17 protein-coding genes are annotated in these 24,121 nt (G+C 67.8%); 14 read left to right on the forward strand and 3 right to left on the reverse strand.

The features are described from left to right. The first annotated feature begins 123 nt into the window (after positions 1 to 123). The 7 genes from ACQEVG_RS29410 (at position 124) to ACQEVG_RS29440 (ending at position 7,921) form a co-directional block, all read left to right on the forward strand. Positions 124 to 1,293 (forward strand): acyl-CoA dehydrogenase family protein, encoded by a 1,170-nt coding sequence (locus ACQEVG_RS29410; protein ID WP_432989310.1) that lies wholly within the window; start codon positions 124 to 126, stop codon positions 1,291 to 1,293. Continuing rightward, entirely contained in the window at positions 1,290 to 1,688 is a 399-nt protein-coding gene (locus tag ACQEVG_RS29415) for a RidA family protein (protein ID WP_432989312.1), read from the forward strand. Before ACQEVG_RS29410 ends, ACQEVG_RS29415 begins: the two co-directional genes overlap by 4 nt. A 61-nt stretch (positions 1,689 to 1,749) precedes the next feature. Then, positions 1,750 to 2,595, forward strand: coding sequence for an alpha/beta fold hydrolase (locus ACQEVG_RS29420; RefSeq protein ID WP_432989314.1), 846 nt, complete (start codon positions 1,750 to 1,752; stop codon positions 2,593 to 2,595). Positions 2,596 to 2,938: 343 nt separating this feature from the next. Then, positions 2,939 to 4,420 carry an MFS transporter gene (locus ACQEVG_RS29425; RefSeq protein WP_432992994.1) on the forward strand — a complete coding sequence of 494 codons (1,482 nt, stop codon included), beginning with the start codon at positions 2,939 to 2,941 and terminating at the stop codon, positions 4,418 to 4,420. Positions 4,421 to 4,471: 51 nt separating this feature from the next. Next, entirely contained in the window at positions 4,472 to 5,854 is a 1,383-nt protein-coding gene (locus tag ACQEVG_RS29430; protein ID WP_432989316.1) for a PP2C family protein-serine/threonine phosphatase, read from the forward strand. 239 nt (positions 5,855 to 6,093) lie between these two features. After that, the gene (locus ACQEVG_RS29435; protein ID WP_432989318.1) at positions 6,094 to 7,035 is read left to right on the forward strand and encodes a hypothetical protein; all 942 of its coding nucleotides are present in this window, start codon (positions 6,094 to 6,096) and stop codon (positions 7,033 to 7,035) included. 187 nt (positions 7,036 to 7,222) lie between these two features. Next, positions 7,223 to 7,921, forward strand: a complete 699-nt coding sequence (locus ACQEVG_RS29440; protein ID WP_432989320.1) for a class F sortase — start codon at positions 7,223 to 7,225, stop codon at positions 7,919 to 7,921. Here ACQEVG_RS29440 and ACQEVG_RS29445 read toward each other — a convergent pair. Further along, complete coding sequence (locus ACQEVG_RS29445) at positions 7,918 to 9,447, reverse strand: helix-turn-helix domain-containing protein (RefSeq protein ID WP_432989322.1); 1,530 nt, start codon at positions 9,445 to 9,447, stop codon at positions 7,918 to 7,920. The genes ACQEVG_RS29440 and ACQEVG_RS29445 overlap by 4 nt on opposite strands. 386 nt (positions 9,448 to 9,833) lie before the next feature. On the opposite strand from ACQEVG_RS29445, the gene acnA reads away from it, so the two are divergent. Beyond that, positions 9,834 to 12,563, forward strand: coding sequence for an aconitate hydratase AcnA (acnA, locus tag ACQEVG_RS29450; protein ID WP_432989324.1), 2,730 nt, complete (start codon positions 9,834 to 9,836; stop codon positions 12,561 to 12,563). 82 nt (positions 12,564 to 12,645) lie between these two features. Here the strand turns inward: acnA and ACQEVG_RS29455 are convergent, their stop codons facing one another. Then, on the reverse strand, positions 12,646 to 13,566 hold the full coding sequence (locus ACQEVG_RS29455; RefSeq protein WP_432989326.1) for an FG-GAP repeat domain-containing protein: 921 nt from the start codon (positions 13,564 to 13,566) through the stop codon (positions 12,646 to 12,648). Between the two features lie 204 nt (positions 13,567 to 13,770). Then, complete coding sequence (locus ACQEVG_RS29460; RefSeq protein WP_432989328.1) at positions 13,771 to 17,607, reverse strand: GH92 family glycosyl hydrolase; 3,837 nt, start codon at positions 17,605 to 17,607, stop codon at positions 13,771 to 13,773. A 517-nt stretch (positions 17,608 to 18,124) separates the two neighbouring features. Between ACQEVG_RS29460 and ngcE the strand changes: the two genes are divergently transcribed. The 6 genes from ngcE (at position 18,125) to ACQEVG_RS29490 (ending at position 24,042) form a co-directional block, all read left to right on the forward strand. Next, positions 18,125 to 19,561, forward strand: a complete 1,437-nt coding sequence (ngcE, locus tag ACQEVG_RS29465; protein WP_432989330.1) for an N-acetylglucosamine/diacetylchitobiose ABC transporter substrate-binding protein — start codon at positions 18,125 to 18,127, stop codon at positions 19,559 to 19,561. Positions 19,562 to 19,606: 45 nt separating this feature from the next. Then, on the forward strand, positions 19,607 to 20,536 hold the full coding sequence (locus ACQEVG_RS29470) for a carbohydrate ABC transporter permease (RefSeq protein WP_432989332.1): 930 nt from the start codon (positions 19,607 to 19,609) through the stop codon (positions 20,534 to 20,536). Positions 20,537 to 20,550: 14 nt separating this feature from the next. Beyond that, complete coding sequence (locus tag ACQEVG_RS29475) at positions 20,551 to 21,480, forward strand: carbohydrate ABC transporter permease (protein ID WP_432989334.1); 930 nt, start codon at positions 20,551 to 20,553, stop codon at positions 21,478 to 21,480. Positions 21,481 to 21,577: 97 nt separating this feature from the next. Next, positions 21,578 to 22,045, forward strand: a complete 468-nt coding sequence (locus ACQEVG_RS29480; RefSeq protein WP_432989336.1) for a MarR family winged helix-turn-helix transcriptional regulator — start codon at positions 21,578 to 21,580, stop codon at positions 22,043 to 22,045. A gap of 2 nt (positions 22,046 to 22,047) precedes the next feature. Beyond that, positions 22,048 to 22,491: a MarR family winged helix-turn-helix transcriptional regulator gene (locus tag ACQEVG_RS29485; protein WP_432989338.1), complete on the forward strand. Its 444-nt coding sequence runs from the start codon at positions 22,048 to 22,050 to the stop codon at positions 22,489 to 22,491. 351 nt (positions 22,492 to 22,842) lie between these two features. Further along, positions 22,843 to 24,042, forward strand: a complete 1,200-nt coding sequence (locus tag ACQEVG_RS29490; RefSeq protein WP_432989340.1) for an ROK family transcriptional regulator — start codon at positions 22,843 to 22,845, stop codon at positions 24,040 to 24,042. Positions 24,043 to 24,121 lie beyond the last annotated feature (79 nt).

Raw genomic sequence — 24,121 nt, forward strand, 5'->3', positions numbered from 1 at the left:
TCCTTGCCGTGGTGGGGTCGCGAATCGAGCGTATCGTGAAGGTGACGACAGTCAACACTCCGCGATACTGTGCTTTCCCGGGGGGCACCCCCGGACCCCCGGCCGCACGAAGTGGGGGCACGAATGCCCGTATTTTCGCTCGATCCGGCACAGACCGCCTGGTGTGGGCAGCTGCGCACCCTGGCCGACGAGCGGCTGCGACCGCTCGCGGAGAAGGCGGAGCCGGGCCGCGTCAACCGCCCCTTGGTCGCCGCGCTCGGCGAACTGGGCCTGCTGCGGCGCCTGTTCGGGGCCGGTGCGCTCGAGCTGTGTCTGCTGCGCGAATCGCTGGCGTACGGCTGTACGGAGGCCGAGACCGCGCTCGCCCTCCAGGGCCTGGGCAGCTGTCCGCTGGTCCAGGCGGGCACGGCCGCCCAGCGGGAGCGCTGGCTGCCCGAGGTGATCGCCGGGCGCGCCGTCGCAGCCTTCGCGCTCAGCGAGCCGGACGCCGGCTCGGACGCCGCGGCCCTCGCCCTCAAAGCCGTTCCGGATCAAGAGGGTTGGCGGCTGAGCGGCGAGAAGTGCTGGATCTCCAACGCCCCCGAGGCGGACTTCTACAGCGTCTTCGCGCGTACGACCGAGGGCGCGGGCGCGCGCGGTGTGACCGCGTTCCTCGTCCCCGCCGACCGGCCGGGGCTGACCGGGACCGCCCTGGACATGCTCTCGCCGCATCCCATCGGCGCGCTGAGCTTCGACGACGTCCCCGTGACCAGGGACGATATGCTCGGCGAGACCGACGGCGGCTTCCGCGTCGCCATGAACACCCTCAACCTGTTCCGCCCCAGCGTCGGCGCTTTCGCCGTCGGCATGGCCCAGGCGGCGCTGGATGCGGCCATCGCTCACACCGCCCACCGCACGGCCTTCGGCGGCCCGCTCAAGGACCTCCAGTCCGTCGCCCACCAGGTCGCCGAGATGGCCACCCGTACGGAGGCCGCCCGGCTGCTCGTCCACGCGGCGGCCGCCGCGTACGACGAAGGGGCCGCCGATGTGCCGAAGCGGTCCGCGATGGCGAAGCTCCTGGCGACCGAGACCGCCCAGTACGTCGTGGACGCCGCGGTCCAGCTGCACGGCGCCCGTGCGCTCCGGCGCGGCCACTTGCTGGAGCATCTGTACCGGGAGGTGCGCGCCCCGCGGATCTACGAGGGCGCAACGGAGGTCCAACGCACGATCATCGCCAAGGAGCTGTACAAGGAGCTGTGCACGAAGGAGTCGCACGCGTCGTCGCACCCATCCGCCGAGGAGCCCAGCGCATGAGCCTGCACCGCCACAATCCGCCCGAGCTCTCGCCGCCCACCGGCTTCTCGCACGCCGTCACCGCCACCGGATCGCGCCTGGTGTTCCTGGCCGGGCAGACCGCGCTGGACACCGGCGGGAAGGTGGTCGGGGAGACACTGTCCGAGCAGTTCGAGACGGCACTGGCGAATCTGCTGTCCGCGCTCGCGGCCGCCGGCGGAGCGCCGCAGGACCTCGCCCGCGTCACCGTCTATGCGACCGACGTCGCCGACTACCGCGCCAGCGCCCCTGAACTGGGCCGTATCTGGCGGCGGTTGGCGGGCCGCGACTATCCCGCGATGGCGGTGATCGGTGTCGTACGGCTCTGGGACGAAGAGGCCCTGGTGGAACTGGACGGCACCGCCGTGCTCCCTTGACCGCGGTCTGGTGGCCCCATCCCTTGAGGCATAACATTGTTATTTCACGAGGGGAGCCGCTATGCCGGACATCGAGCTCAACGCAGGGACGATCGCGTACGAGGACACGGGCGGCCCGGGCCCGGTCGTCGTCCTGCTGCACGGGCTGGTCCACGACGCCACTGTCTGGCGCAAGGTGGTCGCGGACCTCGGGCGCGATCACCGCTGTATCGCCCCGACCCTGCCCTACGGCGCACACCGCACTCCGATGCGCCCTGACGTCCCGCTCGGTCCGGACGTGGTCAACGAGTTGATCGCCGAGTTTCTGGACCGCCTGGACCTGAGCGAGGTGACCCTCGTCGAGAGCGACTGCGGCCGCGCGCAGACCGTCGCAGGACGGCATCCCGAGCGGCTCGCCCGGCTCGTGCTCATCTCCTGCGAAGCCTTCGACAACTACCCACCGGGCGCCCCCGGCAAGATGATTTCGCTTGTGTGCAAGGTGCCCGGCGGCATCGGGCTGATGGCCCGCATCCTCTCGCTGAAGGGGCTGCGCCGGCTGCCCATCGGCCTCGGCGCGCTCACCAAACGACCCGTACCCGACGAGATCACCGACGGCTGGCTGCGTCCGCTGCTGACCGACAAGGCCATCAGGGCCGACTTCAAGCGCTACCACGCGGGCGTACGCAGGACCGAACTCCTCGAGGCGGTCGAGGGGCTGCGGAAGTTCGACCGGCCCGCGTTGGTCGTGTGGGCGACGGAGGACCGGATGATGCCGCGCGAGCACGGCAGGCGGCTGGCCGAACTGCTGCCGCGAGGGCGGCTGCTGGAGATTGAGGACAGCTGCACGCTCATCGCGGAGGACCAGCCCGAGGCGCTGGCCACGGCGCTGCGCGAGTTTGTCGCGCAGGGGGCGGGCGGCGAGTCCTGAGCGGCCGGCGGCGAGATGGCCGGGCGGCGGGTCCCGAGCGCCCGGGCGGCGGGTCCTCGGCGGCGGTCGCGCAGTCAGCCGGCTGCGTGGCGTGAGGGGCTGCCGGCGAAGTCGATCGGCTGCGTGGCGTGACCGGTTGACCGCGAAGACGACCGGCCGGGGGGCGTGAACGGCCCGGCGCGTGATCGACTGGTGGCGTGTCTGTGCCGGGTTTACCGTCGATGAGTGGACGGAACCGTCTACTGACCCTCGTGTGAGGGCACGATGCGCCATGGGGACCCCGCAGCCGACACCCACACCCAGCACCACCGCCGCCGCGAAGAAGAAGGGCAGCGGCGACGGGATCGCGCTTCTCGTCATCGCCTCGTGCCAGTTGATGGTGGTCCTCGACATCACCATCGTGAACATCGCGCTCCCGCACATCCAGAGCGCGCTGGACTTCTCCACCACGAGCCTGTCCTGGGTGGTCAACGCCTACACGCTCACCTTCGGCGGCCTGTTGCTGCTCGGCGGCCGCGCCGGTGACATCCTGGGACGCCGCAGGGTCTTCATCTTCGGTGTGCTGTTGTTCGCGCTCGCCTCCCTGCTCGGCGGCCTCTCACAGAACGAGGGCCAGCTCCTCGCCTCCCGTGCCCTGCAGGGCGTCGGCGGCGCCATCGCGTCACCGACATCACTGGCGCTGATCACCACCACCTTCACCGAAGGCCCGGCACGCAACCGGGCGTTCGGCGTCTTCGCCGCCGTCTCCGCGGGCGGCGGCGCGATCGGTCTGGTGGCGGGCGGCGTCCTCGTCGAATGGCTTAACTGGCGCTGGGTGTTCTTCGTCAATGTGCCGATCGCCGCGCTCATCGTGCTGGCAACGCCGCGTCACATCAAGGAGTCCGAGCGCCATCCCGGCCACTTCGACCTGACCGGCGCGCTGACCTCGACGCTCGGCATGGTCGCGCTGGTGTACGGCTTCATCCGGGCTGCGCAGGAAGGCTGGCGGGACCCGTGGACACTCGCGTCGTTCGGCGCCGCGATCGTGCTGCTCTCCACGTTCATCCTGGTCGAGCGGCGTTCCACCCAGCCGATCACGCCGCTGCACATGTTCGCCGACCGTAACCGGGCGGGCACATACGGAATCATGCTGAGCCTCGCCGCGGCGATCTTCGGCATGTTCTTCTTCCTGACACTCTTTGTGCAGAACGTCCTCGACTTCAGCCCCCTGCAAGCCGGGCTCGGCTTCCTGCCGGTGAGCGCTGTCATCGCGGTCGGCGCCGGCATCGCTTCCCAACTCCTGCCCAGGTACGGCCCGAAACCCTTCATGGTGACCGGCTCGATCCTGGCCGCGGCGGGCCTGTCCTGGCTGACCCTGACCGACATCAACTCCACCTATCTGGGCAGCATCCTCGGACCGATACTGGTCTTCGGCCTCGGTATGGGCTTCAACTTCGTCTCGCTGACGCTGATGGCCGTCTCCGGAGTGCCCACGCACGAGTCGGGCGCGGCGTCCGCCATGCTCAACACCACGCAGCAGGTGGGCGGTTCGCTGGGCCTGTCCATCCTGGTCACGGTGTTCGGCACGGCCAGCCGCAACGAGGCCCACGGCCAGGTCCCGCAGTTCCTCGCCCAGGCCACCCCGGCGGAACGCCTGCGCTTCGAACGCACCGGCCAGCTCCCACCGCCCTTCAGCGACGAGGTCCTCACCTCCGGAGTCTCGGCCGCGTTCATCGTGGCCGCCATCTTCACGGTGATCGGTGCGGTGGTCGCCCTCCTGGCGATCCAGGTGCGCCCCTCGGACCTGGAACGTCTGAAGGGCGGCGTCACTCCCGGCCAGCCCTGAGACCCGTCCCTGCCGGGTGCGCACCGGTGCGTCATGGCGGGAGGTGATCGTGTGCGTGCCGACTCCCTTTCGGCGGGGCTCGCCGTTCTTGGTACGGACACGAGGTACCTCTTCGCGGACCCGGCCTACTGCCGGATCTCCGGCGAGGCGTGGGCGGGTCTCGAGGGCCGGCCCATCGGCCCGCGGGCCGAGCTGAGCGTGGGACCGGCGGCGCTGCTGGCCGCGGTCCTCGCCGACGGGCACCCGCGTACGCATGTGACGCCCGTCAGCCGTTGCACCTGGTACCGGCTGGTGATGCACGGGGAGGTGGCCGGCCTGGTGGGGCTGCTCTCCGAGACCGTCTCTACCGCGGACTGGATCGGAACGACGCTCGACGAGCAGACCACGTGCCAGGAGGCCGTGCACTACCTGCACGCGTCGGTGGCCGACGCCGTCGCGATCGATCTGCTCCCCGAGCCGACGCACCGCGCCGCCGTGGCCGGCCGCGGCGACCTCCTTCCCTCCCATCCGTTTCGTACCGCCCTGAGCGGCCGGCCCTTCCTGGACGACCGAACGCTCGCGGTTCCTCTCATGGTGCACGGCCGCGTCCTGGGCGCCGTACACCTCGTACGGAGCCACGGCGGCTTCACCGAACGCGACCTGCTCATCACCCGCTCGGCGGTCTATCGGGCCGCCGTCGGCATCGACCACGCCCGCATCCTCGCCGAGGCGCAGCGGACCGGTGCCGAGCTGCAGCGCGCACTGCTGACCGACCCAGGACTCCCGCACCCGAACCTCGAGTTGGCCACCCGCTATCTGCCCTCCGGCTCGGGCACCCTGGTCGGTGGGGACTGGTTCGAGACCGTACGTCTCCACTTCGGGCGGACGCTGCTGGTGATGGGCGATGTGATGGGCCACGGCGTGGAGGCCGCGGTCGACATGAACAGCTACCGCTCGGCCCTTCGCAGCGTCGCGGCCACCGACCTCCCGCCCCACCGGGTGCTCAGCCGGCTCGACCTCACCATCTCCGAGGCCACCGCCCGCCGCCCGGCCACCTGCCTCCTCGTCCGCGTGGACCCCGCCCGCGGCCTCTGCTCCTTCTCCAGCGCGGGCCATCTGCCCCCCGCCGTATTCCGCCGCGAAGGCAGCGCGGAGCTGATCGACGTCCCGGTCGGCCCACCCCTCGGCACGGGCCTCGGCGGCTACGAGATCGCCTCCCGGAGTCTCAGCCCCGGCGACACGCTCCTCCTGTTCACCGACGGCCTGATCGAACGCCGAGGCGAGGACATCGACTCCTCCCTGGCCCGCCTCGCCCGCGTCCGCCCCGACCCCTCCGGAACGGCCGACGACCTGGTGGACGAGGTCCTGGCCGCCCTGGACGCCTCCCATGCGGAGGACGACGTTGCCGTGATGGCGGCTCGCATCCGCAGGCGGCCATCGCCGGACCACGGCTGACGGCTCCCCTGCCTGAAAATGCGTCAGGCAGAGCCAAACCCGGGCTCGGCGTGGCGTGCCGCCCAACGGGTGATCATTGGCCCCCAAGCCACTCGAAGAGCCCACGGTGTCGCCCGATTGCCGCGCTCTCCGCTGGTGCGAAGTCGCAATCGGGCTGACGGTGGATCACGTCGCCACTGCGATCCGATGAGCCGACGATGTGTCAGCCAGCGCAGTAGCGGCGAAAGGAATACGTCCCCATGCGCTCAGCTCGCACCCTGTTCGCCACAGCCGCCGTTACCGCGGTCATCGCCGCTTCCGCCCCCGTTGCGAACGCCATCATCTCCGAGGACTACGGGCACGACAGCTCATCCAGCAGCGACTACGAAAAGTCCAGCAAGGATGACTCCGAGAAGTCGGAAAAGGGTGGCTACGAGAAGGAAGACCACGAGAAGTCAGGCAAGGAAGACCACGAGAAGTCGGACAAGGGGGACCACGAGCACGGTAAGCACGAGAAGCCGTCGGGTGGTGTCCACACCGGTGGTGGCGCCCTGACCATGACCGTGACCAAGGACTACGAGGAGGAGAGCGACGAGTCCGACGGCTACGGGAAGTCCGAGGAGGAAGACTCCGAGAAGTCGGAAAAGGGTGGCTACGAGAAGTCGGAGAAGGAAGACTCCGAGAAGTCGGAAAAGGGTGGCTACGAGAAGTCGGAGAAGGATGACTCCGAGAAGTCGGAAAAGGGTGGCTACGAGAAGTCGGAGAAGGATGACTCCGAGAAGTCGGAAAAGGGTGGCTACGAGAAGTCGGAGAAGGAAGACACCGACAAGGCGGAGAAGGAAGACTCCGACAAGGCGGAAAAGGAAGAGCACGACAAGTCCGCCAAGGAGGACCACGAGAAGTCGGACAAGGGGGACCACGAGCACGGTAAGCACGAGAAGCCGTCGGGTGGTGTCCACACCGGTGGTGGCGCCCTGGCCATGACCGTCGCCGAGGACTGGGGGCAGGGCGAGAAGTCCGACAAGGGTGGTCACGACTCCTGGAAGCACGAGAAGCCGTCGGGCGGTGTCCACGCCGGTGGTGGCGCCATGGCTCTGTCCGGCAGCAGTCTCGCGGCCGGTTCCGCGCTGATGCTCGGTGGTCTGGGCGCTGGGGCGTACATGCTGCGCCGCCGCAACACGACGAGTGGTGCCGCGGCCTGACGGGCGCGACCCACTAGCTGGTCGCGCAGTGTCGCGGCCGCCGTCTCCCAAGGACGGCGGCCGCGGCGCTGCCGTTTTGCGTCACCGTGGCCCGCGCCTCGAAGCCCCGCACGGCAGCCCCGCACCGCAGCCCGTTCAGCCGCCCACCCGCGCCCCATTGGTGCCCCTACGAGAAAGACGCGCTCCCATGGCCGCCCAGCAGCCTTCCAGTCCTCTCGCGCCCCGGACCTCACTCGCCTCCCGCAGCCTCGGCCGCGCCCTGCTGTGGCCCGCCGCAGCGGTCGGGCTGGGCTTCCTCATGATCTACAACACCTTCGACCCTTCGGCGGAGGGCGGGCAGTCGGCGCCTTCTGTGGTGTCGGCGCCCACCACCCCGGGACCTGCCGCCGCGCCTGCCGCCGCTCAGCTGGCGCTGCCGCCGTCGCCTCCGACACGGCTGTCGATCCCGGACATTGCCGTCGACGCGCCCTTCATCGCTCTGGGCATCGGCGCGACCGGACATCTCAACGCACCACCGGTCAACAACAACAACTTGGTCGGCTGGTTCCTGGGTGGAGCGACACCGGGCGAGCGCGGCACCTCGGTCATCGCGGGCCATGTCGACACCATGACCGGCCCGGCCGTGTTCTTGCAGCTCGGCACGCTCAAGCCAGGAAGCAAGGTGAACGTCACGCGCGCGGACGGCAGCGTCGCCACCTTCAAGGTCGACTCGGTCGAAAGCTTCAGCAAGACGAACTTCCCCGATGCGCGGGTCTACGCCGACACCCCCTCCTCCCAGCTTCGTCTGATCACCTGCGGCGGCGACTACGACAAGAAGGCCAAGGACTACAAGGAGAACGTGGTGGCGTTCGCTCACCTGGATTCCGTCAAGCGTGCCGCTTCCTAGATGTCCCGGAAAATCTCGATCTGCGCCCCTACCGAGTTCAGCCGCTCCGCCAGCTCCTCGTAGCCCCGGTTGATCACGTAGACATTGCGCAGCACCGATGTGCCCTCCGCCGCCATCATCGCCAGCAGGACCACCACCGCGGGGCGCAGCGCCGGCGGGCACATCATCTCCGCCGCGCGCCACCGGGTCGGGCCCTCGACCAGGACGCGGTGGGGGTCCAGCAGTTGCAGCCGGCCGCCCAGGCGGTTGAGGTCCGTCAGGTAGATCGCGCGGTTGTCGTAGACCCAGTCGTGGATCAGCGTCTTGCCCTGGGCGACCGCCGCGATGGCCGCGAAGAACGGCACGTTGTCGATGTTCAGACCCGGGAACGGCATGGGGTGGATCTTGTCGATCGGCGCCTCCAGCTTGGAGGGGCGCACGGTCAGGTCCACCAGTCGGGTGCGGCCGTTGTCCGCCGCGTACTCGGGGGAGCGGTCGTGGTCGAGGCCCATTTCCTCCAGGACCGCGAGCTCGATCTCCATGAACTCGATCGGGACGCGGCGGATGGTGAGTTCGGACTCGGTGACCACTGCCGCGGCGAGCAGGCTCATCGCCTCGACCGGGTCCTCGGAGGGGGAGTAGTCGACGTCCACGTCGATCGTGGGGATGCCGTGGACGGTCAGCGTGGTGGTGCCGACGCCCTCGACCTTCACCCCCAGCGCCTCCAGGAAGAAGCACAGGTCCTGGACCATGTAGTTGGACGAGGCGTTGCGGATGACGGTCACTCCGTCGTGCCGGGCGGCGGCCAGCAGCGCGTTCTCGGTCACCGTGTCGCCGCGTTCGGTCAGCACGATCGGGCGGTCGGGCGCGGTCGACTGCTCCACCTTCGCGTGGTAGAGGCCCTCCGTCGCCGTGATGTCCAGGCCGAACCGGCGCAGCGCGATCATGTGCGGCTCGATCGTCCGCGTGCCCAGGTCGCAGCCGCCCGCGTACGGCAGCCGGAAGCTGTCCATCCGGTGCAGCAGCGGACCGAGGAACATGATGATCGAACGGGTGCGGCGCGCGGCCTCCGCGTCGATGGCGTCCATGTCGAGCTGCGCGGGCGGCACGATCTCCAGGTCGAGGCCCTCGTTGATCCAGCGGGTGCGCACCCCGATGGAGTTCAGCACCTCCAGCAGACGGAAGACCTCTTCGATGCGGGCCACCCGGCGCAGCACCGTACGGCCCTTGTTGAGCAGTGAGCCGCAGAGCAGCGCCACGCACGCGTTCTTGCTCGTCTTGACGTCGATGGCGCCGGAGAGCCGGCGCCCGCCAACCACCCTCAGATGCATGGGGCCCGCGTAGCCGAGCGAAACGATTTCGCTGTCGAGCGCCTCACCGATGCGCGCGATCATCTCAAGACTGATGTTCTGATTGCCGCGCTCGATGCGGTTCACTGCGCTCTGACTGGTGCCGAGTGCCTCCGCGAGCTGCGTCTGTGTCCAGCCCCTGTGCTGGCGGGCGTCACGGATGAGCTTGCCGATGCGTACGAGGTAGTCGTCTGCCATGGGTGAACGCTATCTCAGATATGAGATGGCAGTGTTGGCGGGATGGGCCGGATGGGTGAGGCCCTGGAGGGGTGATGTCCGACGGTGCGTCAGTTCTGTCGGAAGGCCGGCCGGGCGATTCGCGGACCCGGGCGGCGCGACCCGACCGGCCACCTCGGTCGCCTCCCGCGGCGACGCGGATGGCATGGCAACCCTTGCGTGACGCCGAACACGGGAGGTCCGGGCATGACCGGACAGCGGTCATGTACTAGAGTTATCTCGACATCGAGATATCTGCCGAAAGGCGTACCGCAGCCGCCATCCGGTAAGGGTTACCTAACTAAGTCTTACCTTAGCGGATCGGCGAGGAGCCGTGGCGGCAGCATTGAGGTAGTACGCGCACATTGATGAAGGAGACTGTCGTGTCGGCGAACAGCTTCGACGCCCGCAGCACGCTGCGCGTGGGCGACGAGTCGTACGAGATCTTCAAGCTGGACAAGGTCGAGGGCTCCGCGCGCCTCCCTTACAGCCTCAAGGTTCTGCTGGAGAACCTTCTCCGCACCGAGGACGGTGCGAACATCACCGCCGACCACATCCGGGCGCTCGGCGGCTGGGACTCCCAGGCGCAGCCCAGCCAGGAGATCCAGTTCACGCCCGCCCGCGTGATCATGCAGGACTTCACCGGTGTTCCCTGTGTCGTGGACCTCGCCACCATGCGTGAGGCCGTGAAGGAGCTCGGTGGCGACGCGGCGAAGATCAACCCGCTCGCCCCGGCCGAGCTGGTCATCGACCACTCCGTCATCGCCGACAAGTTCGGCACCAACGAGGCCTTCGCGCAGAACGTCGAGCTGGAGTACGGCCGCAACAAGGAGCGTTACCAGTTCCTGCGCTGGGGCCAGACCGCGTTCGACGAGTTCAAGGTCGTCCCGCCCGGCACCGGCATCGTCCACCAGGTCAACATCGAGCACCTGGCCCGCACGGTCATGGTCCGCGGTGGCCAGGCCTACCCCGACACCCTCGTCGGCACCGACTCGCACACCACCATGGTCAACGGTCTCGGTGTGCTCGGCTGGGGCGTCGGCGGCATCGAGGCCGAGGCCGCGATGCTCGGCCAGCCGGTCTCGATGCTCATCCCGCGCGTCGTCGGCTTCAAGCTGACCGGTGAGCTCAAGCCCGGCACCACCGCCACCGACCTGGTGCTCACGATCACCGAGATGCTGCGCAAGCACGGCGTCGTCGGCAAGTTCGTCGAGTTCTACGGTGAGGGCGTCGCCGCCACCTCGCTCGCCAACCGCGCCACCATCGGCAATATGTCGCCGGAGTTCGGCTCGACCGCCGCGATCTTCCCGATCGACGACGAAACGATCAAGTACCTGAAGCTGACCGGCCGCAGTGAGCAGCAGCTCGCGCTGGTCGAGGCGTACGCCAAGGAGCAGGGCCTCTGGCTCGACCCGGCCGCGGAGCCCGACTTCTCCGAGAAGCTCGAACTGGACCTGTCGACGGTCGTCCCGTCCATCGCCGGCCCGAAGCGCCCGCAGGACCGCATCGTCCTGGCCAACGCCGCCGAGCAGTTCAAGCAGGACGTACGCAACTACGTCGACGACGCCGACGAGGCGGGCATGGAGTCCTTCCCGGCCTCCGACGCCCCGGCCGCCACCAACGGTGTGCCGACCCGGCCCACCCTGGTCACGGCCCCCGACGGTTCGACGTACGAGATCGACCACGGCGCCGTCACCGTCGCCGCGATCACCTCCTGCACCAACACCTCGAACCCGTACGTCATGGTCGCCGCCGCGCTGGTGGCCAAGAAGGCGGTCGAGAAGGGCCTGACCCGCAAGCCGTGGGTCAAGACCACGCTCGCCCCGGGCTCCAAGGTCGTCACCGACTACTTCGACAAGGCGGGGCTGACCCCCTACCTCGACAAGGTCGGCTTCAACCTCGTCGGCTACGGCTGCACCACCTGCATCGGCAACTCCGGCCCGCTGCCGGAAGAGGTCTCCAAGGCAGTCAACGAGCACGACCTGGCCGTGACGTCGGTCCTCTCGGGCAACCGCAACTTCGAGGGCCGTATCAACCCCGACGTCAAGATGAACTACCTGGCCTCCCCGCCGCTGGTCGTCGCGTACGCCCTCGCGGGCTCCATGAAGGTGGACATCACCAAGGACGCGCTCGGCACCGACCAGGACGGCAAGCCGGTCTTCCTCGAGGACATCTGGCCGACCGAGGCCGAGGTCAACGACGTCGTGGCCAACGCCATCGGCGAGGACATGTTCAACAAGTCCTACCAGGACGTCTTCGCGGGCGACGCGCAGTGGCAGGCGCTGCCGATCCCGACCGGCAACACCTTCGAGTGGGACCCGCAGTCCACCTACGTCCGTAAGCCCCCTTACTTCGAGGGCATGACGATGGAGACCACCCCGGTCTCCGACATCAGCGGCGCCCGCGTGCTGGCCAAGCTGGGCGACTCGGTCACCACCGACCACATCTCCCCGGCCGGTGCGATCAAGGCCGACACCCCGGCCGGCAAGTACCTCACGGAGCACGGCGTCGAGCGTCGCGACTTCAACTCGTACGGCTCGCGCCGAGGCAACCACGAGGTGATGATCCGCGGCACCTTCGCCAACATCCGCCTGCGCAACCAGATCGCGCCGGGCACCGAGGGCGGCTACACCCGCGACTTCACGGTCGAGGGCGGCCCGGTCTCCTTCATCTACGACGCCTCGCAGAACTACCAGGCCGCCGGCATCCCGCTGGTGATCCTCGCGGGCAAGGAGTACGGCTCGGGCTCGTCCCGCGACTGGGCCGCGAAGGGCACGGCGCTGCTCGGCGTCAAGGCCGCCATCGCCGAGTCGTACGAGCGCATCCACCGCTCGAACCTCATCGGCATGGGCGTCCTGCCGCTGCAGTTCCCGGAGGGTGCTTCCGCCGAGTCTCTCGGCCTGACCGGTGAGGAGACCTTCTCCGTCTCCGGCGTGACCGAGCTCAACGACGGCTCCACGCCGCGTACGGTCAAGGTCACCACCGACACGGGTGTGGAGTTCGACGCGGTCGTCCGCATCGACACCCCCGGTGAGGCGGACTACTACCGCAACGGCGGCATCATGCAGTACGTGCTGCGGAACCTGATCCGCAAGTAGGCACGGCAGTACCGCGGAAGGGCCGCACCCCCGGTGACGGGGGTGCGGCCCTTCCGTTTCGGCCGGCCGATCGGTTACCGGATCAGAACAGCTTGTTGTAGATGTTGAAGCCGGAGCCGACCTTGGTACGGGCGCTGAAGGGGGCGGCGGCGTTGCCGGTGCCCTTGTACAGCCACAGGGCGCCCGCGGCGTCGCGCGCGACGACATCCGCGCGGCCGTCCAGGTTCAGGTCACCGTTGGCGATGATCTTGTTGTAGATGTTCCAGCCGGAGCCGACCTTGGTACGGGTCGAGAAGGGCGCGGCAGCGTTGCCGGTGCCCTTGTACAGCCACAGCACGCCGGACGAGTCCTTGGCGAGAACGTCCGCGCGACCGTCGCCGGACAGGTCGCCCTTGCCGGTGATGTGCGTGTAGATGTTCCAGCCGGAACCGGCCTTCACACGCGCGGACAGCGTGCCGTTGCTGTTGCCCTTGTACAGCCAGAGCACACCGGACTTGTCCCGGGCGAGGACGTCGTCCGTCGACGTGCCGCCGAGGTTGCTCGGGGTCAGGACCAGGTTGTAGATGTTCCAGCCGTTGCCCACCAACTTGGTGCCTGCGTCGTCGCCGAAGGCGACGTAGCCGGCGTTGTCCCAGGTCCAGGCGCCGTCGGACTGGCCGTCGGCGTTGAGGTCGATCGCCGCGGCGAGCTTGACCGCGTCCCAGCCCCCGTCGATGAAGCTGCGGGTGGCGAAGCCCCCGCTGCCGTTCGGACCGTAGAGGTAGGCGTTGGTGTTCTTGTCCACACCCCAGAGAAGGAACACCTGGGTGGTGCCGGCCTGCGCCGCGGCGGGCGCGTTCGACGGCTCGGCCACGGAAGCGGCGATGTCGGCGCTCTTCGGCGCCGGCGCCGGGGTGTCGGCCACGGCGGACCCGGCGGACGTGCCGACCAGGGCAGCGGCTATGGCTGCGACGGCGAGACGCGACAGGACGCGCCCCCGCTTACGGCCGGGAAGATTGGCCACGTATTTTCTCCATGTGCGTGATGAGGCGCGATGAACCTCATGAGTTCACCGCTGGATCATCGAGATCTTTGCACAATCTCTTTACCCGTCAATCGGTTTGAAGTGGAGCCGGGGCATCCGCAGCCTTCGCGGAAGGTGTAAACAGCCCCGCACCCGGCGAAACCGGGTGCGGGGCTGCGTCGGTCTGTGACGCAAACGTCGGTGTCAGGAGATCAGCTCCACCTCCGCGAGCGTCGCCGAACTCGTCGCCACCAACCGGTACTTCGCGTACGAGCCGGGCGCGGCAACCGTGAAGACGCGCGTCTGCCGGTCCCAGGCGAAGCTCTGCCCGGACCGCTTGTCCAGGTCCTTCCAGACCGTCCCGTCCTGCGAGCCCTGCAGTACCCAGCCGGCCGGGGCCTTGGCCCGCGCCGACGAGGTGAGCGTGTACTGCACCGCCCGGGTCTTCGACGACACCGGCAGCTCGACCGTCTCGAACGTGGCCTCCGTCGCGGAGGCGTTGTCGAAGAGCGGACCACCGGTCGTGATCACATCGTGGCGTGGCGAGGGAGCCTTGTCGTCCTGGGTGATGGAGACCGGGGCGGCGTTCTTGCCCGTGCCCCACGAGGACGGCTTCGAGCCCATCGCGAACTCCAGCGTGCCGCCCCGGGCGATCAGCTGATGCGGCAGAGCAGTGGAGTTCCAGGCCCTGCCGTTCACCTTCAGCCCTTGGACGTAGATGTTCTTCGCGCTGTTCCCGGGAGCCTTGACCACCAGGTCGCGACCGCTGTCCAGATGGACGGTGGCCTTGGTGAAGAGCGGCGACCCGATCGTGTACTCGCCACTGCCCATCACCAGCGGGTAGAAGCCGAGCGCGGAGAAGAGATACCAGGCCGACTGCTCGCCGTTGTCCTCGTCGCCGTGGTAGCCCTGCCCGATCTCGCTGCCGGTGTAGAGGCGGGAGAGCACCTCGCGCACCTTCTCCTGGGTCTTCCAGGGCTGCGACGCCGCGTTGTACATGTATGTGACGTGGTGGGCGACCTGGTTGGAGTGGCCGTACATGCCCATCCGGACATCGCGGGCCTCCGTCATCTCATGGATGACGCTGCCGTACGAGCCGACGAATTCGGGCGAGGCCGTCTCGGGAGTGGAGAAGTAGGCGTCGAGCTTCTCGCCGAGTGCCGAGCGGCCGCCGTAGAGATTGGCGAGGCCACGGCTGTCCTGGGGTGCGGTGAAGGCGTAACCCCAGCCATTGGTCTCGGTGTAGTCATAGCCCCACACCCGCGGGTCGTACGTGTCGGACGGGACCCGCCAGTCGCCCTTCGGATCGCGGCCCTGGAAGAAGCCGGCCTTGGAGTCGAAGAGCTTGACGTAGTTCCGGGCCCGGTTGAGGAAGTACTCGGACTCCTCCTGGTAGCGGGCCTTCTTGGTCTTCTTGTAGAGGGCCTGGCCCATCTTCGCCAGTCCGTAGTCGTTGAGGTAGCCCTCCAGCGACCAGGACAGGCCCTCATGGGTCTCGGTGGAGGCGTAGCCGAGGAACGGCGAGGTTTCCATACCCTTGCGGCCGACGCCCGAGGTGGGCGGCACCACCGTCGCGTTCTTCAGCGCCGCCTCGTACGCCGCCTCGGCGTCGAAGTCCACGCCCTTGACGTACGCGTCGGCGAAGGCCACGTCCGAGCTCGTGCCGGTCATCAGGTCGGCATAGCCGGGCGAGGACCAGCGCGAGATCCAGCCGCCGTCCTTGTACTGCTGGACGAAGCCGTCCACCAGCTCGCCCGCCTTCTCGGGGGTGAGGAAGGAGTACGCGGGCCAGGTCGTCCGGTAGGTGTCCCAGAAGCCGTTGTTGACGTACACCTTGCCGTCGACGATCTTCGCGCCGGTACGGGTCGGAGTGTCGGGCCCGGTCATCGGCGAGAAGGGGCTCGCGTACTGGTGCTTGGGGTCGGCCCTGGTGCCGGTGTTCTCGAATCCGGAGTTGGGATAGAGGTACAGGCGGTACAGGCTGGAGTAGAGCGTGGTCAGCTGGTCGCGGTTCGCGCCCTCGACCTCCACCCGGCCGAGCAGCTCGTCCCAGGCGTGCTGCGCCCGGTGCTTCACCCGCTCGAAACCGGTGCCCGTCGGGATCTCGTCGGCGAGGTTCTTCTTCGCCTGGTCGACGCTGATGAGCGAGGTGGCCAGGCGGAGAGTGACCGTGCGGTCCTTGCCCGCGTCGAAGCGGAGGTGGCCGCTGACCCCTTCGGAGACCGCCCCGGTGACCGGCGCGTCGAACACGCCGTACACGAAGAGCCGCGTCGCACCCGTGGACAGCCCGCTCTTGACGTCCGAGAAGCCGGTGAAGGAGCTGGTGGCCGGGTCGAGGGTGAGTCCGCCTTCCTTGGTGACGTTGTCGAAGATGACGCTGGTGTCGTCACCGGGATAGGTGAACCGCATCATCGCCGCATGGTCGGCCGGGGTGATCTCGGCCTTGAGGCCGTTCTCGAAGGTGACCCCGTAGTAGTGCGGACGCGCGGTCTCCTTCTCGTGCCGGAAGGGCAGGGCGCGCTTGGTCCGGTCGGTCTCCGGGGTGCCGGCCGCCGCGGACGGCATCAGCTGGAAGGTCTGCCGGTCGCCCATCCACGGGCTCGGCTCATGGCTTGCGCTGAAGGCCTGCAGGGTCGGCAGATTGTCCGTGTTGTTGCCACGCGCGTACTCGTACAGCCAGCTCTTGGACCCGGCACTGGTCACCGGGGTCCAGAAGTTGAAGCCGTGCGGCACGGCGGTCGCCGGGAAGGTGTTGCCGCGGGAGAAGGAGCCGCTGGAGTTGGTGCCGCGGACGGTCGAGGCGTAGTCCGAGAGGTGTGACAGCCGCTTCTCGGGAGCCTTGGGCGCGATCGAGATGTCGTCGATCCAGCCCTGGAACTTGCCCGGACCCTTGGGGGAGTCGTACGCCACCAGGATCCGGTCGACCGTCCGGCCGGCCGCGACCGTGCCGATCCTGGACGCGACCTGGTTCCACTGGTTGGCGTAGAGCCGCTTGGCGGCGCCCTGGCCCTGGGGGGTCAGCAGCCCGCCGTGCGAGTCGAGAGCGGGCAGATCGCTCAGATAGGTGCCATCCGTGAAGGCCAGGTCCACCGACACATTCGTGGCCGGGTAGTTGAGATCCGTCTCCGGCAAAGACGGGAAGATCCGGTAGGAGAGCTCGGTGTCGCGACGCACTGCCGTATTGACGTCGAAGACCTTGTTGTACGAGTAGGCCCGGCCGTCCGGCTTGTGGGTGCCGGCGTACCTCAGGGCACGCTTACCGGTGAATCCGGCGTTGGCCTTGGCGGTGGGGGAGCCATTGGGGCCGCGGTCGACCAGGCTGCGCATGTCGTCGGGCGTGGGCGTGCTGGTGTCGCCGTTGGAGAACTGCACATCGGCGAGCTGGGTGATGTCCGCGCCGTTGTTCTTGGTGATCTCCAGCCGGTAGTGCGCGTACGCCGTGGCGCTGGCCCTGTCGGCGATGTCGTACGTCTTGGTCTGGAAGCGCTTGTCGAAGCTCTCGCCCTCCCGGGTGTCGAGGACCTTCCATTCCTTGCCGTCGGCCGAGCCCTTGAGGGTCCAGTCCTTCGGGTCGCGCGAGGCGTAGTCGTTCGCCGAGGTCAGGGCATAGGTGACGACCTTGACCGGAGTGTCCGTGTCGAACTCGATCCAGGCAGTGGGCTGGAACCCCAGCCATTTGGTGCCCGGTTGCAGATCGACCAGGTTCTCCTTGGTCTCGCCGGCGCCGGTGTTCTCGTCACTGGCGCGCAGGTCGATCACCTTGTCGGTGACATTGCCCGGTATGCCGGTGGCGAAGCCGCCGTCGACGCCGGACGAGCGCTTCGTGCCGTCGGCGCCGACCTCGACGGTATTGCGCCAGTCCGGCTGTGCTTCGTCCGCCTCGAACGACGAGGTGAACTGCGGGTCCGCCGCGGGGGATTGGGCGGACTGCGCGGGCAGGGCAACGGCCGCCGACTGGGCCGTCATCACGAGAAGGGAAGCGGCCGCCACCAGGGCCGCCGCGTGGATTTGTCTCTGCCGAGGTCGGGGTCTGGGCTGCATCCCGGGCCTTTCCTCCAGTTGGAAGCCGCTGGTAAGCGCGATTGGACAACGTTGTCAGGCGCGATGCGCAGGCTCCAGTAGGGAGGTAAGTGCCAGACGGTGTCAAGGGTGTTGACGGGTTGATGCGGCCGGATTCAGCCGTTCAGGGAAACGACTGTGATCGTATGGGCGCGCGCGAGGCTCAGATATCCGCGAGGTCTCAACTCGGGAAAGACTGCCGTCCAACCTTGCTTTCGATCTTGCTCCGCTGGCGGAAAGTGGACTATACCTGTCGGCACCCGCATAGCTGTTCCACAAGGCAGCGGGCCAGGGGGGACAGGGACAACGGGCAGGCGTGTGCATCGACTGCCTGCCGTAGGAGTTCCGTTCCCGCTGCCAACCGTGCACGACCCAAGCTTCACTGTGTTTCCCCCCGGGAAGACACAGCAACTGACCGCGGTGGCGGGGCCCTTCGCTGAGGCGAGAAGACGGGCGACCGGTACACCGCCTGAGTCCTGGAGAAGGCGAGGACTTGAGCATGGGATCCACCTCCGCCCCCGACAATGAGGGCCTCGGCCGTCGTGATCTGATCAAGCGGTCTGCCGCACTCGGTTTGATCACCGTTCCGACGATGAGCTTCCTGTCCGCATGTGCCTCCGGTGGTGGTCGCGACGACGACGGCGCCGCCAAGGGGAAGGTCAGCAAGGACAACCCGTTCGGTGTGGCCAAGGGCAGCAAGGTCGACGTCGTCGTCTTCAAGGGCGGCTACGGAGACGAGCACGCCAAGGCTTGGGAAGCCGCTTTCGACAAGAAGTGGGGGACCAAGTCGTCCCACCTGGGAACCCAGGAGATCACCGGGAAGCTGCAGCCGCGCTTCAACGGAGGCAACCCGCCGGACGTCGTCGACGACTCCGGCGCCCAGCAGATCAAGCTGGACGTGCTCTTCAAGAGCGGCCAACTCTCCGACCTGGCGCCGGTCCTGGACTCGCCCTCCATCGACGACCCGAGCAAGAAGGTCAGGGACACCCTGATCGCGGGCACCGCCGAACAGGGCCTGCAGGGCGGCAAGATCGTCTCGCTCAACTACGTCTACACCGTCTCGGGGCTGTGGTACTCGGGCAAGCTCTTCAAGGAGAAGGGCTGGACGGCGCCCAAGACCTGGGACGAGTTCCTCGCCATCTGCAAGTCGGCCAAGAGCGCGGGCATCGGCGGTCTCGCCCACCAGGGCAAGTTTCCGTACTACATCAACGTTGCCATCATGGACATGATCGCCAAGCTCGGTGGTCTGGACGCGATGAAGGCGATCGACAATCTCGACCCCAAGGCGTTCGTCGGCAGCGATGTCGCCAAGAAGGCCGTGGAAGCGGTCTACGAAGTGGTCGAGAAGGGCTATCTCATGCCCGGTACCAACGGCCTGACGCACACCGACTCTCAGACCCGCTGGAACCAGTACAAGGCCGTGTTCATCACCTCGGGTTCGTGGCTGGAGAACGAGCAGCTCAAGCAGACTCCGGACGACTTCGACATGAAGTTCCTGCCGATGCCGGTGCTGCCCGGTAGCAAGCTGCCCTTCGAGGCGATCCGGGCCGGAGCCGGCGAGCCCTTCATCCTCCCGGAAAAGGCGAAGAACAAGGCCGCGGGCCAGGAGTTCCTGCGCTCCATGCTTTCCAAGGAATGGTCGACGATCTTCGCCCAGAAGGCGAACTCGCTGACCATCCTCAAGGACGGTGTGGACCCGAACGTCCAGCTTCGCCCCGGCACCAAGTCGGCCGTGGACGCTGTGAAGGCGGCGGGCGACAACACCTTCAACTACCTGTACCCCAACTGGTACAGCCAGATGGACACCGACATCCAGAACGCATCCAACGAGCTCATGGCCAAGCGAATCCAGCCGGCGGAATGGCTGAAGCGGGCCCAGGCAGCGGTCGACAAGGCAGCGAAGGACCCGAACAGCAAGAACAACCGCCGCGACTGAGCAGTCTCACCCCCGCTCACCCCGGAACACCAGGGACAGGATGCCATGCGAAAAGGGCAGTACCGGTTCGTCACAGGGTTTCTTCTGGCACCCTTGGCGCTGTATCTGAGCTTCGTGATCTGGCCGTATGTGCAGACGATCGGGTACTCGTTCACCGACTGGAAGGGCCAGTCGCAGACCTTCGGATTCGTCGGCCTCGACAACTACACCGCCCTTTTCGACGACGACGTCTTCCTTGGCGCGATCTGGCACAACATCCTGTTCCTGGTGTTCATTCCGGTGATAACCATCCTGCTCGCCCTCTTCTTCGCCTTCATGGTGAATGCCGGCGGGCGGGGTGGTGCCGGAGGCGTCAAGGGCGTTTGGGGGTCCGGCCTCTACAAAATCGTCTACTTCTTTCCCCAGGTCCTGTCCCTGGCGATTCTCGCGGTGCTCTTCGGCGCCGTGTACCGGAGTGACGAAGGCGGTCTGCTCAACGGTCTCCTGGTCAACGCAGGACTGGTGGACGCCGCGAGTCCGATCGAGTGGCTCAATGAGCCGGACCTCGTGCTCTGGTGCCTGATGGCCGTGGTCGTCTGGCACGGCGTCGGCTTCTATCTCGTCCTCTTCTCGGCGGCCATGCAGTCCATCCCCCGGGACATATACGAAGCGGCGCTGCTGGACGGCGCAGGCCGGGCCCAGACCTTCTTCCGGGTCACCCTCCCGCTGCTGTGGGATTCGGTGCAGACGTCCTGGGTCTATCTCGGCATCACGGTCATGGACCTGTTCGTGCTGGTGTCGTCGATGACCTCGGGGCAGTTCGGAGGCGGTCCCGACCATCACAGCGAGGTCATGGCCACCGTACTGATGCGCAACTTCCTCTACTTCGGCAACAGCGGCTACGCCTGCGCCATGGGTGTCGTCATGCTTGTGCTGACCTTGATCCTGTCCGTCGTCACGCTGCGTGCCACCCGCCGCGAGCGCATCGAGTTCTGAGCAGGGGACGAGCGATGACCACACCCACCAAAGAGCCCACGTCGTCGGGCAAGGTGCCCCGCCAGCGCACCGGAGACCGGTCCGTCCCGCCCGGCGCCCCCTCCACCGAGGGCCTCACCCTCAAAGTCTTCTCCCACGGCTTCCTGGCCCTGTGGGCCGTGATGATCGTGCTGCCGCTGCTCTGGCTCGTGCTGAGCTCGTTCAAGACGGACGCACAGATCGGCGGATCAGCCCTCAGCTGGCCGAGCGAATGGTCCCTGGACGTCTTCGGGCGAGCCTGGGACAAGGGCATCGGCGACTACTTCACCAACACCGTGATCGTGCTGGTCTTCTCGGTGCCCTTGACGATGCTCCTCGGCTCCATGGCCGCGTACGTCCTCGCGCGGTACGAGTTCCCGGGCAACCGGGTCATCTACTACTTCTTCGTCGGCGGGGCCATGTTCCCCGTGTTCCTCGCACTCGTACCGCTCTACTTCATGGTGCAGCGGTTCGGGATGCTGAACACGTATCAGGGCTTGATCCTCGTCTACGTCGCCTACTCGATGCCGTTCACCGTGTTCTTCATGCACTCCTTCTTCCGCACGCTTCCGACGGCCGTGCACGAGGCGGCGGTGATCGACGGAGCCTCGCACACCCGGGTGTTCTTCCAGGTGATGCTGCCGATGGCGAAGCCGGGACTGCTCAGCGTGGGGATTTTCAACACGCTGGGCCAGTGGAATCAGTACATCCTCCCCATGGTGCTCATGCAGCCCAAGGACAACGCTGATCCGGAGCGCTATCTGCTCACGCAGGGCCTGATCCAGCTCCAGCAGCAGCAGGGATATGCGACGGATCTGCCCGTGCTGTTCGCGGGGGTCACGATCGCCATGGTCCCGATGCTGGTGGTCTATCTCTCCTTCCAGCGGCAGGTTCAGGCCGGTCTGACGTCGGCGACGCTCAAGTAGGTCCTTGGAACCCCGGAACCCCCGGCCCGTGACGGGCCGGGGGTTCCGTGCGGATTTATAGTAGCCATGGATATAGTAGCTATGTATTGTATCTCTCATGAGTACAGCATCCGAGGGCCCCACGCCCGGCTTCCTGGTCTGGCGACTGTCGATGAAATGGCGGGTCGCCGTGGACCGGGCCGTCGCGCCGCTGGGTCTGACCCACGCGCAGTACTCACTGGTCGCATCCCTGCTCGGCATGCAGCGCTTCGGGCTCCGGCCCAGTCAGCGTCAACTGGCCGACCACACCGGCCTCGAACCGCTCTACGTCTCGAAGCTGGCGCGCACCCTGGAGACCGCCGGTCTCGTGGAGCGCGTCCCGGACCCCGCCGACACGCGCGCCGTCCAGCTGTCGCTCACCCCCGAGGGGCGTGAGGTCACGCGTCGCGCGATCACCATCGTCCAGCGGCTGCTCGATCAGCTCATGGAGCCCCTGGGGGGGCTGCACGGTTCACGTGCCGAAGTCTTCTCCCGCGAACTGGCGCTCCTGCTCGACGTACCACTCGACTTCCCGACCAAGGAGTGACGATGTCCGCAGCCCCGACCCTCAATGGCCAGGTCATAGGCCAGGCCCACTATGCGACGCGAGCCCTTCTGGAGACCGTCCTGGCTCCCACCGGCACCACGTTCAACCAGTCGGTGGCGCTGAACGCCGTCGCGGACGGCGGTGAGGCCGTCGAGCGCGGCGCCCTCGTCGCCCGGATGACCGGCGCACTGAAGATCGACGAGTCGGCGGTGCAGGCGACCATCCGCGAGCTCGCCGAGTCGAAGCTGCTGGAGAGCCTGCCGGGTGACGCGTCCCGCCTCCGCCTCACCGAAGCGGGCCGGACGCTGAACGGACAGATCAGGGCGGCCGTCGCCGAGATCACCGAGCGGCTCTACGGCGGCCTGCCGGCCGAGGACCTGCAGACCGCGGGCCGGCTGCTGGCCCTGGTCACTGCCCGGGCCAACGCCGCGCTCGCCGACTCTTAGGCGCTGTCCGGGGCGGCGGCCGCCGGATGCCCGGTGCCGTCGCGCCGCCCGGCGGGCACCCCGCGCCGCCCCGCGCCGCGCCGGCGCCGCCCGCCGGTGCCCCCGCCGTGTCTCCCGTCCCGCCCCCGCCGTGCGCCTCCCGCCCGCCCGCGCCATCCTGAATTCACCACCCGGATGGCCCCACGCCCCCATCCCGCTCATCCGTGTGTCACCGCTCAAGGTCTTGACGCGATAAGCCCCGGGCATTGAGCTTAGAGTTCACAAGTTGGAGAAACGTCGGGGTCTCGTCACCGTGGCCCCGGCCGGGGGCGGTCGTCGCGCCGCCCACCGGGGGCAGGAGTGGATGAGTCGATGGAGACTCCGGGATCGCAGACATCTCTGCACCGGGCCAACCTCGAGCGGGTCGTGCGCGCCGTGCGTATGGCCGGCTCGCTCACGCAGGCGGAGATCGCGAGGAGTACCGGCCTCTCCGCGGCCACGGTCTCCAACATTGTTCGCGAATTGAAGGACGGCGGAACCGTCGAGGTGACGCCCACCTCCGCCGGCGGCCGCCGGGCCCGCAGCGTCTCCCTCAGCGGTGACGCCGGCATCGTCATCGGCGTCGACTTCGGCCACACCCACCTGCGCGTCGCGGTCGGCAACCTCGCCCACCAGGTGCTGGCCGAGGAGTCCGAGCCGCTCGATGTGGACGCCTCCTCCGCGCAGGGCTTCGGCCGGGCGGAACAGCTGGTCAACCGCCTGATCGCAGAGACCGGCATCGCCCCGGACAAGGTGATCGGCGTCGGCCTCGGTGTGCCGGGCCCCATCGACGTGGAGTCGGGCACCCTCGGCTCCACATCGATCCTGCCGGGCTGGACCGGCATCAACCCCAGCGAGGAGCTTTCCGGACGGCTCGGCGTGCCTGTGTACGTCGACAACGACGCCAATCTCGGCGCCCTGGGCGAGCTGGTCTGGGGCAGCGGCCGAGGGGTGCGGGACCTCGCGTACATCAAGGTCGCCAGCGGTGTCGGTGCCGGTCTGGTGATAGACGGCCAGATCTACCGCGGCCCCGGCGGCACCGCCGGCGAGATCGGCCACATCACGCTGGACGAGTCGGGCCCGGTCTGCCGCTGCGGCAACCGCGGCTGCCTGGAGACCTTCACGGCGGCCCGCTATGTACTGCCGCTGCTCCAGTCCAGTCACGGCGCCGATCTGACCATGGAGCGCGTGGTCCAGCTGGCCCGGGAGGGTGACCCCGGCTGCCGCCGGGTGATCGCCGACGTCGGGCGGCACATCGGCAGCGGCGTGGCCAATCTGTGCAATCTGCTCAACCCGAGTCGCGTCGTGCTGGGCGGAAATCTCGCCGAAGCGGGAGAATTGGTTCTTGGACCGATCCGAGAGTCGGTATCCCGGTACGCGATTCCCAGCGCGGCGCGCCAGTTGTCCGTCCTTCCCGGGGCGCTCGGAGGGCGTGCCGAGGTGCTGGGCTCACTGGCCCTCGTACTCAGCGAAATGGGCGATTCGACCCTTCTGGACAGCTCGCTCCCGGCCGGGGCGCCTGTCTTCACTTAGATAACGAATGGCACCGTTGTCATCTCGTTAAGGATTTACTCCTTGACGCTGACGGCGGGGCCGAGTTGACTTCCAGCCA

Source organism: Streptomyces sp. CA-135486, assembly GCF_050936555.1.
Classification (GTDB): domain Bacteria; phylum Actinomycetota; class Actinomycetes; order Streptomycetales; family Streptomycetaceae; genus Streptomyces.